Origin of the sequence: Streptomyces sp. 5-10, assembly GCF_014712245.1 — a bacterium.
GTDB lineage: Bacteria > Actinomycetota > Actinomycetes > Streptomycetales > Streptomycetaceae > Streptomyces > Streptomyces violaceusniger.
The window spans coordinates 129,761-145,315 of record NZ_JACVYG010000010.1; the positions used below are offsets into that span (position 1 = coordinate 129,761).

The 15,555-nt window shown below is 69.8% G+C and carries 14 protein-coding genes and 1 pseudogene; 7 read left to right on the forward strand and 8 right to left on the reverse strand.

Annotation, left to right across the window (positions count from 1 at the left end):
• Positions 1 to 500 precede the first annotated feature (500 nt).
• The 3 genes from IEJ02_RS50390 to IEJ02_RS15080 form a co-directional block, all read right to left on the reverse strand.
• Positions 501 to 980, reverse strand: a complete 480-nt coding sequence (locus IEJ02_RS50390) for a hypothetical protein (protein ID WP_191065336.1) — start codon at positions 978 to 980, stop codon at positions 501 to 503.
• Positions 977 to 1,657, reverse strand: a complete 681-nt coding sequence (locus tag IEJ02_RS15075; protein ID WP_191065337.1) for a response regulator — start codon at positions 1,655 to 1,657, stop codon at positions 977 to 979. The genes IEJ02_RS50390 and IEJ02_RS15075 overlap by 4 nt, the downstream gene beginning before the upstream one ends.
• A 90-nt stretch (positions 1,658 to 1,747) precedes the next feature.
• Positions 1,748 to 2,944: a sensor histidine kinase gene (locus tag IEJ02_RS15080; RefSeq protein WP_191065338.1), complete on the reverse strand. Its 1,197-nt coding sequence runs from the start codon at positions 2,942 to 2,944 to the stop codon at positions 1,748 to 1,750.
• Between the two features lie 254 nt (positions 2,945 to 3,198).
• On the opposite strand from IEJ02_RS15080, the gene IEJ02_RS15085 reads away from it, so the two are divergent.
• The gene (locus IEJ02_RS15085; RefSeq protein ID WP_191065339.1) at positions 3,199 to 5,409 is read left to right on the forward strand and encodes an MMPL family transporter; all 2,211 of its coding nucleotides are present in this window, start codon (positions 3,199 to 3,201) and stop codon (positions 5,407 to 5,409) included.
• A 352-nt stretch (positions 5,410 to 5,761) separates the two neighbouring features.
• Here the strand turns inward: IEJ02_RS15085 and IEJ02_RS15090 are convergent, their stop codons facing one another.
• Together IEJ02_RS15090 and IEJ02_RS48550 are read right to left on the reverse strand one after the other, a co-directional pair.
• Positions 5,762 to 7,018, reverse strand: a complete 1,257-nt coding sequence (locus tag IEJ02_RS15090) for a cytochrome P450 (RefSeq protein WP_191065340.1) — start codon at positions 7,016 to 7,018, stop codon at positions 5,762 to 5,764.
• Positions 7,019 to 7,187: 169 nt separating this feature from the next.
• Positions 7,188 to 7,379, reverse strand: a pseudogene (locus IEJ02_RS48550) (esterase); the annotation flags it as partial.
• Positions 7,380 to 7,436: 57 nt separating this feature from the next.
• On the opposite strand from IEJ02_RS48550, the gene IEJ02_RS15095 reads away from it, so the two are divergent.
• Both IEJ02_RS15095 and IEJ02_RS15100 read left to right on the forward strand, forming a co-directional pair.
• A complete protein-coding gene (locus IEJ02_RS15095) occupies positions 7,437 to 7,676 on the forward strand; it encodes a hypothetical protein (protein WP_191065341.1) in 240 nt (79 codons plus the stop codon).
• A 257-nt stretch (positions 7,677 to 7,933) separates the two neighbouring features.
• Entirely contained in the window at positions 7,934 to 8,296 is a 363-nt protein-coding gene (locus tag IEJ02_RS15100; protein WP_191065342.1) for a hypothetical protein, read from the forward strand.
• Between the two features lie 386 nt (positions 8,297 to 8,682).
• Here the strand turns inward: IEJ02_RS15100 and IEJ02_RS15105 are convergent, their stop codons facing one another.
• On the reverse strand, positions 8,683 to 9,081 hold the full coding sequence (locus tag IEJ02_RS15105) for a LysE family translocator (RefSeq protein WP_191065343.1): 399 nt from the start codon (positions 9,079 to 9,081) through the stop codon (positions 8,683 to 8,685).
• On the opposite strand from IEJ02_RS15105, the gene IEJ02_RS48555 reads away from it, so the two are divergent.
• Complete coding sequence (locus IEJ02_RS48555) at positions 9,071 to 9,340, forward strand: hypothetical protein (protein ID WP_223863843.1); 270 nt, start codon at positions 9,071 to 9,073, stop codon at positions 9,338 to 9,340. The two genes, IEJ02_RS15105 and IEJ02_RS48555, sit on opposite strands and share 11 nt — an antisense overlap.
• A 296-nt stretch (positions 9,341 to 9,636) precedes the next feature.
• Here the strand turns inward: IEJ02_RS48555 and IEJ02_RS15115 are convergent, their stop codons facing one another.
• Positions 9,637 to 10,590, reverse strand: coding sequence for an NADP-dependent oxidoreductase (locus tag IEJ02_RS15115; protein WP_191065344.1), 954 nt, complete (start codon positions 10,588 to 10,590; stop codon positions 9,637 to 9,639).
• Between the two features lie 83 nt (positions 10,591 to 10,673).
• Between IEJ02_RS15115 and IEJ02_RS15120 the strand changes: the two genes are divergently transcribed.
• Positions 10,674 to 11,246: a TetR/AcrR family transcriptional regulator gene (locus IEJ02_RS15120; protein WP_191065345.1), complete on the forward strand. Its 573-nt coding sequence runs from the start codon at positions 10,674 to 10,676 to the stop codon at positions 11,244 to 11,246.
• 157 nt (positions 11,247 to 11,403) lie between these two features.
• Positions 11,404 to 11,793, forward strand: coding sequence for an alpha/beta hydrolase (locus IEJ02_RS15125; protein ID WP_191065346.1), 390 nt, complete (start codon positions 11,404 to 11,406; stop codon positions 11,791 to 11,793).
• A gap of 468 nt (positions 11,794 to 12,261) precedes the next feature.
• Here IEJ02_RS15125 and IEJ02_RS15130 read toward each other — a convergent pair whose 3' ends face one another.
• On the reverse strand, positions 12,262 to 14,046 hold the full coding sequence (locus IEJ02_RS15130) for an ATP-binding protein (protein ID WP_317985801.1): 1,785 nt from the start codon (positions 14,044 to 14,046) through the stop codon (positions 12,262 to 12,264).
• Positions 14,047 to 14,266: 220 nt separating this feature from the next.
• On the opposite strand from IEJ02_RS15130, the gene IEJ02_RS15135 reads away from it, so the two are divergent.
• Positions 14,267 to 15,514 carry an MFS transporter gene (locus tag IEJ02_RS15135; protein ID WP_191065348.1) on the forward strand — a complete coding sequence of 416 codons (1,248 nt, stop codon included), beginning with the start codon at positions 14,267 to 14,269 and terminating at the stop codon, positions 15,512 to 15,514.
• The last annotated feature ends 41 nt before the right edge of the window (positions 15,515 to 15,555 follow it).

Consider the following 15,555-nt stretch of genomic DNA (forward strand, 5'->3'; position numbering starts at 1 on the left):
TGAGCGAGCGGTCCTNGGCCCCGGCCGTGCTGAGCGTGAGCGAGCGGTCCTCCTGCTCGGCCAACGGAACCTCGACCCTTCCGGGCTCCTCGTCCATCTCCCCGACGCCCCTGCGGATCACGTGCGTCGTGAGGTCGTACGAGGCGAGGAACTCCTGGACCCGTTCGTCCTTGCTGATGCAGGCCAGCAGGATGTGTGTGCTGACGTGGCGCATTGCGTAGACCGGGCCGAAGGCAGTGCGCAGGGCCTTGTCGGCGCGGAAGTCTGAGGTCATGCGGAAGATCTTGGCCCAGGCGCGTGGGGTGTTGCATCAGCCCTCGGTCGGACACCGGTACGACGAAAGTCGGACACCGGATGCGACGAAAGGGAACATCGCGCTCCGACCCCGGCCTGGGCCTCTGCTCGGAGCCCGCGTGCTCGCCGAGATCGGCGACGACCGAAGCCGCTTCGTCGGCGCCAGAGCCCCACAACACCCGGACCGAAGACGTAGAAGAGGGCCCTCACCCCCGGCCCGCAGTCACCCACCGTCTCACCCCGCTCCACCGCGACGGCTGGTCGGCCCTCGGCCCCGGCGCGGCGACCAGGTCAACGATTACCCGTTCCCCGATGAGGAGACCGTCACCGCCTCCAGCGAGGACCAGGTAGGTGTACATCTGGGAGTTGGTCACCGGCAGCCGGTCCCGGCTCACGGCGACGTCGGTGGTGGTGTCGGCCCCGGGGTAGGTGCGGGTGGAGCCGACGGTGGCCCGGGTGGCGTCGGTCTGTGTCGTGATGAGCGGGGACGGCGGGTCCCGCTGCGCATCCGGGCGATCATCGGACATCACCTGCATGACCCCGACCTGACGCCGGGCACCATCGCTGCCGCGCACAACATCTCGGTCAGCCATCTTCACCGACTCTTCCAGGGCGAGGACGAGACGGTGGCTGCCTTCATACGCCGAGCACGCCTGGACCGTGTCCGTCGCGACCGGCTGTCTCATCGGCTCCCGCGGACTGCTCCATGTTCCCAGGCCCAGGCCGCTACCTCGACCCGGTTGCGGGCGTTGAGCTTGGCCTGGATGCGTCCCAGGTACGTTTTCACCGTCGACAGCGACAGGAACAACTCATCGCCGATCTCCTGGTTGGTGCGCCCCACGGCCACCAGCCGGACGATGTCCCGCTCCCGTTCGCTGAGGCCGGCGGCATCGGACGCCGCGGCCGCCTGCGCCACCCCGCGTTCCGTCGCTTCCAGCCTCCGCAGGAGCCGCACGGTGACCGCGGGGGAGACGAGGGCGTCCCCCCGCGCCGCCGCCTGGACGGCCTCCACCAGAAGGGCGGGAGAGGCGTCCTTGAGCAGGAAACCGCATGCGCCGTTGCGCAGCGCGGTTCGCACATAGTCGTCCTGGTCGAATGTGGTGATCACGACGACGTTCATCGGATCGGCCACGCCGGGACCGGCCAGCTGTCGCACAACCTCCAGCCCGTCCAGTCGCGGCATACGAATGTCGGCCAGCACGACCCGGGGACGCAGACGACGCGCGAGTTCGACGCACTCCACACCGTCTGCCGCCTCACCGACCACCGTGATCCCTGGTTGCACACCAAGGATCAGGCTGAATCCCATCCGCACCAGTTCCTGGTCGTCGGCGATGACGACGTCAATCTGGGGTTCGTGCACTGACCGTTCCTATCATCGCGGGGCTGGGCCGCGTCGAGATGGCCCGGGCCGCTTCGCCGGGGCCCGGCTCGGGCAGGGCTCGGCCCGGGGTCATGACTGTACGAGCGGGAGGGCGGCGGAGACTTCCCAGCCGCCGTCGGGCAGCGGCCCGGCGCGCAGGGTGCCGTCGAGGGCCTCGATGCGCTCTTGGAGCCCGAGCAGGCCGAAGCCGCCCCGGCCCCCGGCCGGCGTGAGCGCCCTGCGGTGCGGTGGAGTGTTGGTGACGGTCACGCGCAGTCGCTCGGTGTCGGCGTCCAGGCGGACGGTGGTGTGCGCGTCCGGTGCGTGGCGGCGTACGTTGGTCAGGGCTTCCTGGACCACGCGGTGGGCGGAGGTCTCCACTTCGGGGCGCAGTCGGGCCACCCGCGCTGCCGCTGTGGCTTCGAGGCGGGCCGTATCGGCTTCGGAGGGCCCGGAGCCGGGCGACGCGGCGGCGCAGTGGGCGGACACCAGGTCACCGAGATCGGTGAGCAAGTCGCCGGGTCGCAATGGCGTGTTGCCCTCCTCGCGCAGGACGCGGACCAGACGGCGCGTGGATTCCAGGGTCTCGGCACCGGCCTCGGCGATGTTGCGCAGGATGGGCTCGATCTTCTCCGGTGCGGCGGCCTGGATGGACAAGGCGGCGTTGGCCTGCACGATGATGCCGGTCATGTGATGGGCGATGAGATCGTGCAGATCGCGGGCCAGGGCGAGGCGCTCCCCGTAGCGGACCTCGCGGGCTGTGCGCTCTCTGCGCGCTTCCAGGGCTCGGATGGTATAGCCGAGCGTGATGAAGACGGCGAGCGCGACGGTCAGCACATAGCCGCCGCCGGTGAACGCCTGCCACGACCCGGCCCGCAGGGGCAGCAGAAGTACGGTCACGCTGATCAGGACGGTCTCCGCCACCGCGGCGGCCGGCCGGCCGGGTTGGGCTGAGGTGCGCAGGGCCATGCACAGCAGACCCAATGTCTCCAGTGCTCCCCACCACGCCATGGTGCTCTGCGCGATCACGCTCCAAGCGGTCAGCGCCAAGGACAGTGACACCGCGGCGGCGACGCACGTGCCCAGCGACGGCGACCAGCGGGTCTCGGCGACGGCCAGGGCGATCAGGGGGCCGGAGGCCACGACGGGCAGCCAGACGGTTCCGAACGTCATGGAATCGCTCCTGACCACGGTGATGTCCGCCAGCCAGGTGAGAACGAACGCGAACAGGCCGCTGACGGTGATCAGTCGTCTGACGTGCGGGGTACGCGGAAGATGTCGATCCACGATGTTCAGCGTAGGAGGGTGGGTGGGCGCGCGGCTGTCGGCCGAACGACCGACAGCCGCGCGCCCACACGGTACGTAGGGCTGACGTGCCGCCCCGTGCGCCGGGCCGACGATGGTGATCGCGGGCGGTCGGCGACATTCACCAAGGGTCGGCCTGTGCCCAGCGCGCCGTCCAAGGAAGCGGCGTGTGCGGCACGTCCCTGTCCCAACCTCCCGTCCCAACATCGCATGAGTAGAAAGTTTTCCGCACCCTCATGGCCACCTTCTTGCACTGGATCGGTCGGACCGCTTTCAAGCGGCGCTGGCTGGTGCTTCTCTTCTGGGGCATCGTCGTTGCCGCTGTGGGCGCCGCCGCCGCGCAGACCACCAGCGGTTCGACGTCCGCCATCACCCTGCCCGGCACCGAGTCACAACGCGCGAACGACCTGCTGGGCGACAAATTCCCCGAGGCCAACGCGAGCGGCGCCACCGCCCGCGTGGTGCTGCGGGCCCCGCACGGGGAAAAGATCACAAGTAAGGGCAACCATGCCTCGGTGGCCACGACCCTGAAGAACCTGGCGGCCTCCTCTTCCCGGATCGCTACCGTCAGTGACCCCTTCAAGAGCGGAACGGTCAGCAAGGACGGCGCGACCGCCTACACCACGGTCACCTACCGGATCACGCCCGCAGAGCTCACCGATCGTGACCACGAGCGATTCGACGACGCTCTGAGCGAGGGCAGGAAGACCGGGCTGACGGTCGAAGCCTCCGGCAACGCGGTCGCCACGGAGGAGGAAGGCACCTCGGCCGAGGCCATCGGCTTCGCCCTGGCGGCGGTCATCCTCCTCATCGCCCTCGGCTCATTGATCGCCGCAGGTCTTCCGCTGCTGACGGCCGTGGTCGGAGTGGCCATCAGCCTCTCCGCGGTCACAGCGCTGGGCCCGGTCTTCGATCTGAACAGCAGCACCTCGGCACTCGCCTCGATGCTGGGCATCGCGGTCGGGATCGACTACGCGCTGTTCATCGTCTCGCGCTACCGCTCCGAACGTGCCGCGGGCCACGACGCCCGCGAGGCGGCGGGCCGGGCGAACGGCACCGCGGGGTCGGCCGTCGTCTTCGCCGGCCTCACCGTCATGATCGCCCTCGTCGGCCTGGCCGTGGTCAACCTCCCGGTGCTGACCGCCATGGGCATCGCCGCCGCCGGAGCCGTCGCCGTCGCCGTCCTCGTCGCCATCACGCTGATCCCGGCCATGCTCGGCTTCGCCCCCGAACGCGTCCGTGGACGTTCCCGCGACCGCGCGGAGGGCCGCGACAGCCGTGAGGCCAAGGCGCAGTTCGGCCGACGGTGGGTCACGGCGGTGGTGCGCCGACCGGTACGGGTTCTCGTCCCCGCTGTGGCAGCACTGATCGTGGTGGCGCTCCCGGTCAGCGGTCTGGAGCTCGGCCTGCCCGACGACGGCTCCAAGCCGCCGTCCACCACCCAGCGCAAGGCATACGACATGCTCGCGCAGTCCTTCGGAAAGGGCTTCAACGGCCCCCTGACCGTGGTCGTCACCGACCGGGCCGCGGCCACCGCCAAAAAGGCCGCCGCCACCATGGGCTCGAAGATCCGCGAACTGGACGATGTGGCCGTGGCGACCCCCGCCGTGTTCAACCCCTCCGGTGACACGGGCATCATCACCGTCATCCCCGACAGCGCGCCGTCCGACGACGCGACCAAGGACCTCGTCAACGACATCCGTTCCCTGGCGACGGCGACGGAGCGCTCCATCGGCGCCCAGAGCATGGTCACCGGCACCGCCGCGCTGAACATCGACGTCTCCGACAAGTTCAGCGCCGCCCTGATGCCCTACCTCCTGGTCGTCGTCGGACTGGCCTTCCTGGTCCTGATCCTCGTCTTCCGCTCCCTGCTCGTGCCGTTGAAGGCGGCACTGGGCTTCCTGCTGTCCGTCCTGGCCTCGCTCGGCGCCGTGGTAGCCGTCTTCCAGTGGGGGTGGCTGAAGGACCTGTTCGGCGTCGAACAGCCCGGGCCGATCATGAGCCTGATGCCCATCCTCACCGTCGGCATCGTCTTCGGCCTGGCCATGGACTACCAGGTCTTCCTGGTCACCCGCATCCGCGAGGCATATGTCCACGGCGCCGATCCGCGTCAGGCCGTCGTCACGGGCTTCGAGCACAGCGCCAAGGTGGTCACAGCCGCGGCCCTCATCATGATCTGCGTGTTCGCGGGCTTCATGAGCTCCACCGACTCTGTCATCGCGGCCCTCGGGCTCGGTCTCGCGGTCGCCGTCGCCCTCGACGCCTTCATCGTCCGCATGACCATCGTGCCGGCGGTCCTGACCCTCCTCGGCCGCCGGGCGTGGTCCCTGCCCGCCTGGATCGACCGCGTCCTGCCCAACGTCGACATAGAAGGCGAGCGGTTGGCCAAGTCCCCAGCGGCCGGCGCGCGGCCAGAACCCGCGACCGAACTCAGCACCCGGCACTGATCGCCCATCACTTCCCGGTGCTCGCAGTGCCTTTCGGCCCACCCGGTGGACGTGGTCACCGGGTGGGCCTCTACGCTCACGGCACCCCCCCGTGCTCGCCGACAAGATCCGCCGGACAGGCCGTAGGCAGTACTTCCAATCGAGACGGCACCGCACGGCCTCAGCGGCCTGGTGACCGTTCGTGGCTCCAGCACTGAAAGTGACTCTGTCGCTGATTTGGGGGTGGCTGTCGTCGTTCGGCGAGTGGGAATGACCTGGGTGCGGACGAAGCGGTGCGCGTGGTCGACCCCTCGCTCCGTTCAAGCACCCCTCACGGCGCGTCGCCCGTCACCGACGTGCCGGGGCGACACACCTAGCCCGCGTTGATGTGCGTAGGGGTGAAGGTGACGGGAAGGCTGGACGGGGCTCGGCACCACAGGGAGTCAACCCACTCGAGCTCCTCGGGCTCGACGGCCAGGGTCAGATCCGGAACCCGGTCGAGCAGCACTTCGATCGCCGTCTCCGCGATGATCCTGGCCAGCTCGGGCGCCCCCGCCGGGCATCCGTAGTCGCCGCCGGTGAAGGACAGATACGCGTTGTTCCCGGCGAAGCCCGCCGTGGTGTCGGGCCACAGCAGCGGGTCCATGTTCGCGGCGGCGAGGCCGAGGACGAGGAGGTCACCGGTGCGGATGCGCTGACCTCCGAGCATGGTGTCCCGAATGGCGAAGCGCCCGATGGCGTTCGGGACGGGGGAGTCCGCCCACAGCACCTCGGCCATGGCCTCGCCGATACTCCTTCGGCCGCCCGCGAGGGTCACGGCGAACCGGCTGTCGGTGAGCATCAGCCGGACGGTGCTGCCGATCCAGTACGACGTGGCGGGAAAGCCCGCGACCATCATCACCATGATGTCTCCGACCAATTGCTCGTCGGTGAGGTTCGGGGAGTTCTGGATGAACCGGGAGGTGATGTCCGGGCCCGGCGCATCACGCTTGGCCGTCACCAGCGGCCCCACTATCTCGGCGGCCCGCTGCTGGGCCGAGATGGCGTCCCCGCTGGCGTCAAGGCTCGCGGTCAGGGCCTGCGCCATGTCCTCGAGCTGGTCCTCGGGCAGGCCGAACATCATGCCCACGGCGAGGGCGGGCACCGAGTAGACGTAGTCGGACACCAGGTCCGCCTTGCCGCTGCCGGCGAACTCGTCGATCAGACCGTCGGCGAAGCGCTCGCAGTGCGCACGCAACTCGAAGGGATCGACGGTGGAGAGAGCGTCGCTGACGGCCGCCGAGCGCCGCCGGTGCTCGTCCCCCTCCGTAAAATGGATCATGGGACTGTAGGCCACCCAGGGCATGAGGGACCAGTCGGGCGGAACCTCGTCCCAGCGGTTCCAGCGACGGGGGTCACGGCCGTAGGTCTGGGTGTCGCCGAGGACCTGGCGCATCTCGCGGTAGCCGAGGACGAGCCACGCGGGGATGTCGGCCTCGAGCAGGACCGGGGCGACCTGCCCGTGGTCGCGCCTCATCCGCTGGTAGCTCTCGGTCGGATTCCGCAGAAACTGCCGCCCGTACAACGGCGAGGCGTCGCCGTGGGCGGGGCAGCCGGGAGGCGGCACCACCGAGCCCGTGCCGTCGGGCATGTCCTGAGGGTCCGGAATATCCTGTGGGTCCTGGAGATTCGTCACGAAGTCTTCCTTGGAGCGGTGGATCAGCGCGGCCGCTGGTACAGCGAGAGGCATAGGCTAACCGTGGGACCCGGTCGGACCAACCGCCAGAACGTCTCCGTCCCACAACTATGCGGGATTGCTGCCTCAGTGCGCGGACCAGCGCCGCCGCCACACGACGGGCACTGTTTCCGGGGCGGCGGGGGTGGACGGTGTTCGCCAGAAGTGCCACGTAGCAGCCCGAGGCGCGGTCGACCACCAGGCGGGTGCCCGTGAACCCGGTATGCCCCGCCGCTCCCCGCCCCGCCAACTCTCCCATGGACCACGCCTGGTCGACATCTGTAATGTCACCGGCAAGCTCCTCGAACTACCCCACCTACGGCGCCCTCGACGCATGGCCCCATACACCGAAATCTCCAGCGTCCGCGTCTACTTCATCCACGTCCGCGTCCTGCCACCCACCACCGCCGGCATGGGGTTGCTGAAGGAGCGGGAACGCGCCGCCCGGCAGCGGGTGGAGGCTCTTCAGACCGAGTTACGGGAAGCGGAGGCCGCCCACGCGACACAGCTCCCGTGGGCCGGTGCTCTTCGGCGTCGTGGTGAGTGGAGTGGCCGCTGGGGCCTGGCCGCTTGAGGAGACGGCGGTGGAACCGATACGTGCGTCCGGCGATCCCGTCCTCAGCGACCTTGACCTGCACTTCTGGACGGCATACGGCATACGGCATACGGCATACGGCATACGGCATACGGCATACGGCATACGGCGCCGGCGTGAGGCGTCGCGCGGCGTTGACCACGTCGGCGCTCGGATGTCTCCCCGGGAGGGGTCCCGGGCCCGGCGGGATAGGAAAGTCGAGCAAGATTCCCCCTTGAACACAGGAGGTCCAACAGATGAGTTCCGGTACGCGCCGACGGGCCGCGACGACCGCCGTGACGCTGGCCATGGGGGGCACACTCGCGTTCGGCCTGATGACGCCGGCGGCGTCTGCTGCCAACGGGCCCTGCTACGACGGGCGGTGCAAGACCACCGTGTCGGCGCCCAAGACCATCACGGTCGACAGCCGCAAGTTCGGGTTCGGGAAGTTGAAGATCACGAGCGTAAGCTCCCGGTCCGTGAAGATGTCGGCCGCGGGCGGGAGCCTCAGCGGCAGCACCAGCCCGGGCGGCACCGTCAAGTTCAACAACCTGAAGATCTGGGTGAAGTCGGTCTCCGGCAATAGGGCCAGCCTCCAGCTGTTCCCCACGCGGTACTGAGCCTGTCGTCGAACCCCGGTGCGTTCGGCTCGCGCCGGGGTTCGCCATCCCCCGGACAGCAGGCACGGCCGCCCCTCGCGCCTGGAGATGTCTCGTAGTTGTCCGTGGCTCTTTGGCGGTCGTTGGCGGGTGCTCAGGGTGGTGCAGGCGGGGGTCTTTGGTGAGGTGAGGAGTGGTGCGGAAGGGAGCGCTGATCGGTCCTTTCGTGCAGGTCAGGGCCGTGCGGCGTTGGCCTGCACGATGGATATCGAGTTGACCGCCGCTGGGCAGATGCACCGCTATTATTTCGTACGGATCGAAGCGGCCGGTGAGCACACAACGGCACATACGTGGGATCGGACGAAGGCGAATCCGGGCTCCGACCGTCTCTGCGGGCTAGATCCATATCAGCGCGATCGAGGCCGCGATCGAGGCGACGAGCAGCCCGACCAACAGCAGATTGACACGGCGAGCTCGGCCGGGCCGGTGGCCAGAGCGGCGAACGAGGTCGCGGCGCCCAGTGTCATGGTCCAGCCCTTGGGGTTCTGCCAGAGCATCCACACGCCGCCCAGAAACCCGACAGGCCGGGCGGCAGCCCCCGGACTGCCGGGGGCGCCCGCACGCGCGGTGCCCACCGTCAGCCACAGCAGGTAGAGCCCCGCGGCCAGCTTCATGACCACCTGCAACCAGGGAACGGCCAGCAGAGCACCGCCGAGCCCCGTGTCGGCCGCGGCGGCCATCGAGGCGAGCCCCAAGGCGACTCCCGCCATCAGCGGAATCGAACGCCGAAACTGCGTGTTGTTCATCCGCAGCAGGCGTGGCCTCCGCCTCACCCCGCACGGTGAGCGCCTGATCGGCCGGGCCACGCGCTATGCCGCCGAGTTCACCTCGGGCACCGACCACGAACGCTTCGACTTCACCATCGTGCTGATACTCGACGGACTCCTACGCCGCTGGGAGCTGTCACGCTCGCAGCGACCTCGCCGACGGCCGAGCCGCTGCTCGGCCGCGGCTGACCACGCGTGGGCTGTGGCCGAGGTCAACGGCGGCGCCGTCGGCGCATGAGTCACCCGATCGGAGAGACACGCCCTGATACTCCAGTGTGACTTCGCGATCTTGTAGGGATTCAGTCTGGGAACGGGTACGGCCACCGCGTGATCATAGGAGGTTGTGCGGACTTCTGAAGATCGTGGGTGGCCACGGGCCTTGGCGTAAAAGCCTGTCCGGTGGCGGGCGATGTCAGACCAGGCCATAACCCGGATCGCGGGCGGGTTCGGGCGGGTGGAACCGTGAGCGACTGCCCGCGCCTATCTGCTCGGACCGCTGTCGAACACTCTCGTCTGGCCAGGCCAGCGAGGCGATCACAGGGCGAGTATGAGCTTGCCGCCGGATCGGCGGGACTGGCTGAGCTCGGCTGCCTCCTGGATCTGGTCGAGGGTGTAGGTGCGGGCGACCGATACGGCCAGGATGCCCTCGCCGGCCAGCCGGGCGAACTCATCCATCAGGTCGTAGCGCAGGTCGATTTGGGTGATCCGGGTGCCCAGTTCGGCCGCGGCGGCGAAGTCCGAGACGGTGAGGACGCGGTCGGGATCCCCGGTCAGCGCGGTCAGGGTCGGCAGCGAGCCGCTGGCCGGGCCGGCCTGGTCGGCGCGGTCGATCCGGCCGCCGGTCGGGGCTGTGTCCAGGGCGCGGTCGACGCGGCCTGCGGCCAGTGCGGCGACGCGTTCGGCCATGCCGTCGCCGTAGCCGGTCACGTGGGCGCCGATCTCTTCCAGGGCGGCGGCCCGGGTCGGCCCGGCGGTGGCGATCACGCGGACGCCCCGGTGCAGCGCGAGGCGCACCGCCGCCTCGCCCACGGTGGTGCCCGCGCCGTGGACGAGCAGCAGCTCGCCCGGCTGGACGCCGAGGTCGTCGAGCGCGTGCCACGCCGTCTCGGCCGCCACCGGCAGTGCGGCGGCCTGTTCGGCGGTGACGCCCTGGGGAATGCGCGCCCAGGCCGACATCAGCGCGTACTCGGCGGCCCCGGCCGTCGGGCCGTCGAAGGGCGCCGGGCCGAACACACCGTCGCCGATCTCGACACCGGTGGCGCCCTCACCGAGCGCGTCGACGGTGCCGGCGACCTCGAACCCGAGCCCGCGCGGCAGCGGCGGCAACTGGTCGGCCAAGAGGCCGTCGACCACCGCCCAGTCGGCCGGGGTCAGGCCGCACGCCCGCACGGCGATCCGGATCTGGCCGGGTCCCGGCTCCGGCTTCGGGACGTCGCGGAGCACGATCACATCCGGGGATCCGAATCGGTCGAACTGAAGAGCCTTCATGACGATCTCCTGCCGATGACAGCATCTGTTGTCATTGAAGGTAGCACCGTGACGACAGCGTCTGCTGTCATATCCTGGTCGGCATGCCACGATGGGAGTCCGACGCACAGGGCCGGCTCGAGCGCGCGGCGCTCGACCTGTTCGAGACGCAGGGGTTCGAGCGCACCTCGGTCGCACAGATCGCGCGCACCGCCGGTCTGACCGAGCGCTCCTTCTACCGCTACTTCCCCGACAAACGGGAAGTGCTCTTCGCCGACAAAAAGCTCGAGGCCCACCTCGTCGCCCAGGTCGAGGCGGCCGACCCGAGCCTCACGCCGTTCGAGGCGCTGCTGACCGCGCTGGGGACCGCAGATGAGATCTTTCGCCCGCGCGAGTTTCTGCTGCGCCGTATCAAAGTGATCGCCGCCAACCCGGCGCTGGCCGAGCGCGACCTGATCAAGCTTGCCCACATCGCCGACGCGCTGGCGCGGGCGCTCGAGCGCCGCGGCGTCGAGCCCGGCGCGGCACGCTTCATCATCGACGTGGCGATTGCGATTTCCCGGCGCGCCACGTCACGCTGGCTGGCCGAGCCGGAGGCGACGCTCTCCGAGCTCGTCGCCCAGGCGGCCGCTGAGCTGTGCGAGGCGGTCGCGCCGCCGGCCCCGACGGTCCACTGAGTCCACCGCGCGAAGAGGGCAGCGCCCGCCTGGTGTTTCGGTGCGGTTTCGTGATCTATCTGCTGGCCGCGTTGCACGGGGTTGCTCCGCCTCCGGGGCCGCCGCGTGTGCTGCGCGGCCGGTGTGAGGGGCCTTCGCTCGCCTTGACCCGCGCACGGTGGACATCACGATCGATTCGGTTGCGCTCGGCCACACCGCGTCGGTGCGCATCATCCTTCCGAATCGGTTCGGCTCGCGGGCCGGCGCCTCATGGCCGGTGCTCTACCTTCTCCATGGCGGTTACGGCGACTACACGGACTGGGCGCGGCACAGCGACGTCGCGCGCCTGGTCCGCAAGCGCGACGTATTGGTCGTCATGCCGGATGGCGGAGCGCTCGGTTTCTACACGGACTGGTGGGCCCGCGGTGCGGGTAGCAAGCCGGGCTGGGAGACGTTCCACTTGGTGGAGCTCTCGCAGATCCTCGCGCGGGGGCTCCACGCCGCCGACCGGCGCGCGATCGCGGGTCTGTCCATGGGGGCTTCGGCGCGATGTCGTTTCCACTCCTGATGTGGGCGATCGAGGCGGGGTGAGTCCGCGACACATGTGGGCTGCCCCCCGCAGGCCACCCGAATAGGGCGTTGCGCGCGAGCGTGACAAGGTGCTGACCGTGGACTGCCGCCGACTGTGGCCGCTGCGTGAGGTTCGCGTGACCTGCGGCACGGCCTGTTCGCCTCCTTGAGGGCTGCTCATGACGGCATCTTTGAAGGACGTCTGCCTATGGGGTTCCGAAACAGGGCCGCCGCACTGACCTGCGAACTTATCCGGCCCGTTCATACTCATTGATCAGTCCTCCGAGGGCGGGTCGACGCTTGATCCGTTCTTGTGAGAGGTCGGCGATGGGATGGTCGGGTCGGGGCGGTTTGAGTTGGCGTCCGCGGTGGGGTCTTCGCCCGTTGTAGCTCACAGGCGCCATGGACGCGGGCTTCGCGAGCGAGTAGAGCGGACACGCCCTCGCGCGGACTTTCCTCAGGCCGGCTACAACAGCCGGCGCAGAGCGCACGGGCTGCCCCCGCTGCGCTTGTGCAGCGCCAGCGTCGCCTCGGCATCGACGTCGGCGTCGACGTGAGTGGCCACCAGTGCGGCGACCGCCTGCTCGGAGAGGCCGCCCAGCCGCAGGATCAACGTCCGGGCGCTGTTCAGCAGATGGTCCAGCGTCGTCTGCGGTGTGCCCTCGGAAGCCGGGCCCGGGTCGGCGCTGGTCACCAGGACGCCCAGCGGTACCTCGGGCAACCTGCACGTGAGCAGGTGCAGCAGGTTCAGGGAGGAGCAGTCGGCCGACTGCAGATCGTCCAGCACCAGCAGGAACGGCTTCTGCCGGGCCAGCGCTACGAGGATGACGCACACGGCGTCCTCGACGAGGAAGGGCGGCTGCACGTCCTCCGCCGCGTCTGACGGCACGTCGGACAGGAGGCCACCGAGCAGACCGCTGTACCGTGCGCTAACCGTACGGAAGGCCTCGGGGCGTGTGTGGGAGAGCTGCCGCAGTATCCGGGCCCACACCCCGTACGCCGGACCGTCCTTCCCGGGGCAGGAGACGCCGATCACTTCGTGCCCGGCCTCCCGCGCCCCACGCGTGACTTCCACCGTCAACTCGGTCTTGCCGATCCCTGATTGGCCCGTCACTGCGGCCAGACCGCCCTCGCCGGAGAGGGCGGCGTCCGCCCAGGCGCCGAGTACGGCCAACTCATAGGTGCGGCCGACGAATGGCAACGATGTCAGAGCGTGAGGAACCCGGGCACTGTGCCCAACGGCGGTACTGTGCGGGACGCCGGCAGTGTGCGGAACCGCAGCCCCGGCACCCGGCTCCGCCCGCTCATGGGAGAGGGCCGACCGGGCCGTCCGCGCGCCGTACGTCACCATGTCCTTGTGGCCGCCACCCGTGGGGTGTTCCGCCTGCGGTGAGGCCGTCGCGTCAGCCCGGTCCTCGCTCGTGGTCACGTCCACACGCGTGGCGGGACGGTCCCCGAATGGCAGCTCCTGCCGCAGTATGGCGGCGTGGACCCGCTGGAGTTCGGCGCCGGCGTCCACTCCCAGCTCCTCCGCCAGGTGCGCACGCGTCCGCTCGAACAGTTGCAGCGCGTCGGCCTGTCGGCCCAGCCGGTACAGGCCGGTCATCAGATAAGCGATCAGGCATTCGCGCATCGGGTGCCGCTGGGACTCCGGAAGGAGCCGCGCCACGACGGCGTCGTTCTCCCCGAGCGCGAGGGACGCCTCGGCGTGCAACTCCACGGCGGCCAGCCGCGCCTGCTCCAGCCGGGCGCTCTCCTCGGCCATCGGGGCGTAGTCGACGAGCTCCAGGTAGGGGGCGCCCCGCCATAACGCCAGGGCGGCGCTGAGCCGGTCCTGCGCCACCCGGTGGTTCTGGACCGCCATGTCGCGCCGTGCCTGGCTCACCAACCGCTCGAACCGGTGGGCGTCGACCTGGTCCGGGTCGAGGGCGAGGACGTAGCCGGGCGACTGGTGGCGCACCAGCATCGACGGGCCTCCCGGCCTCGCGCCGAAGCTGAGCGCACGGCGCAGATGGCAGATGTACGTGTGCAGGGCGGCCGTTGGGCGTCGGGGCGGACGGTCGCCCCACAACTCCTCGATGAGCTGGGGGACGGGGACGACCTGATTCAGCCGCACCATCAGGAGTCCCAGCAGCGCCCGATGGCGCGGGGCACCTAACGACAGCTCCCGAGTCCCGTGTAAAGCGACCATCGTCCCGAAGACCCGCATCCTCAAGCCCTGGGCGGAACGCGCACGTCGCTGCTCACTCATAACTCTCCCGCCGTGCTTCGTCGGTACGGTGATTTGTTACCCTCCCCGCCAGGTCCTTATCCGCTCGCCCCACGTCCTTGGGCTGCCTTTGGGGTGCTCAGCGACAGGGACCCGACGACCCGTCAGGTCAACAGGATATGGTCAAGCTTGTCCTGTTCTGCCTCGGTTTGGATACTTCTGTATGCCTTCTGCCCAAGGGTCCACATCCACGCGCGCGTCGTTGCCCGGCTACGGGGGGTTCCTGACCGGCTGGAGTGCCACCGCGTTCGGCAGCGGTCTGATGCTGCCCCTCATCGTGGCCTACCTGCGGGAGACGCTCGGCGTGTCCACCTCGGGTGTCTCCCTCTACTTCGCGCTGTTCGCGCTCTCCGGGCTCGTGGTCAATCCGTTAGCCGCCTGGATCGGCCGTGTCCGGGGACCCGGCCCGACGGCGGTCGCCGCCACCGTCCTCCAGGCCGCGGGCGCGACCTGGCTCACGGCGGCGGACTCGATGGCGGTCACGGTGCCCGCCGCCTGCCTGTCCGGTGCGGGCACCGGCATCTACTATGCGGTCCAGACCCCGTTGCTGACCAGGGCGTTCGGCGACGCGGCGTTCAGCCGTGTGCTGTCCGGCCAACACCGCGCCTCTGCACTGATGATGACGGTCGGTTCGCTGCTGGGCGGCCAGGCCGTCGAGCGGCTCGGTGACGATGGCTACACCGTGTGCCTGGCGGCCAACGCCGCCAGCTACCTGGTGTACGGGGTGATGCTGGTCCGCCTCAGGCGGACACGCGTGGAGCCACGGGACACGGTGTCCAGCGCCACCGAGGCCGCCGCCGCGCCGGGCAGGCGCTCCGCCGCCCTGCGTGATCCCGTGTTCCTGCGTCTGCTGGTGCTCCAGTCGGCCCTCGTGATCTTCGGACTCGGCCAGTTCGAGTCCGTGGTGCCCGCCGTACTGCGCGACGCGCACCTCTCGGTGGTGGCGATCAGCGTCGTCATCGCGTGCAACACCGCCGGAATCATCGCCTTTCAGGGGCTCGCCCTGCGTGCCGTCGAGCGCGTCGGCTACACAGGTGCCCTGTCGGTGGCGATCGTGGCCTGGATGGCGGCGCTGGCCTTCCTGGCGGGCGCCCTGCTGGTCCCCGCGCCGCGTGGACGACTGCTGCTGGGAGTCCTGTTCGGCCTCGTGTTCGCCGTCGGGCAGTGCCTCATCGCCCCCAGCGTCCAACCGCTCGTCACCCGGACCGCTCCGCCGGGCGCGGTGGAGGGCTATGCCGCCGCCACGTCGCTCGCGCACGGCCTCGGCATGTTCGTCGCGCCCTTGGTGCTGCTTCCCGTCGTGGAGAGCGGCGGGACCGGGAGCTATCTCTCCGTCCAACTCCTCGGCTACTGCCTGGCCCTGTACGTCCTGTGGTCCTTCCGCACCCGGAGGACCACCCCGCGCGAGGACACCGTCCAGCCCGCCGGCAAGGCGTGGGCGTCGCGGTGACCCAAGGCCCGTCGTGTGCGGGCGAAGCGGGCGTTCAGCGG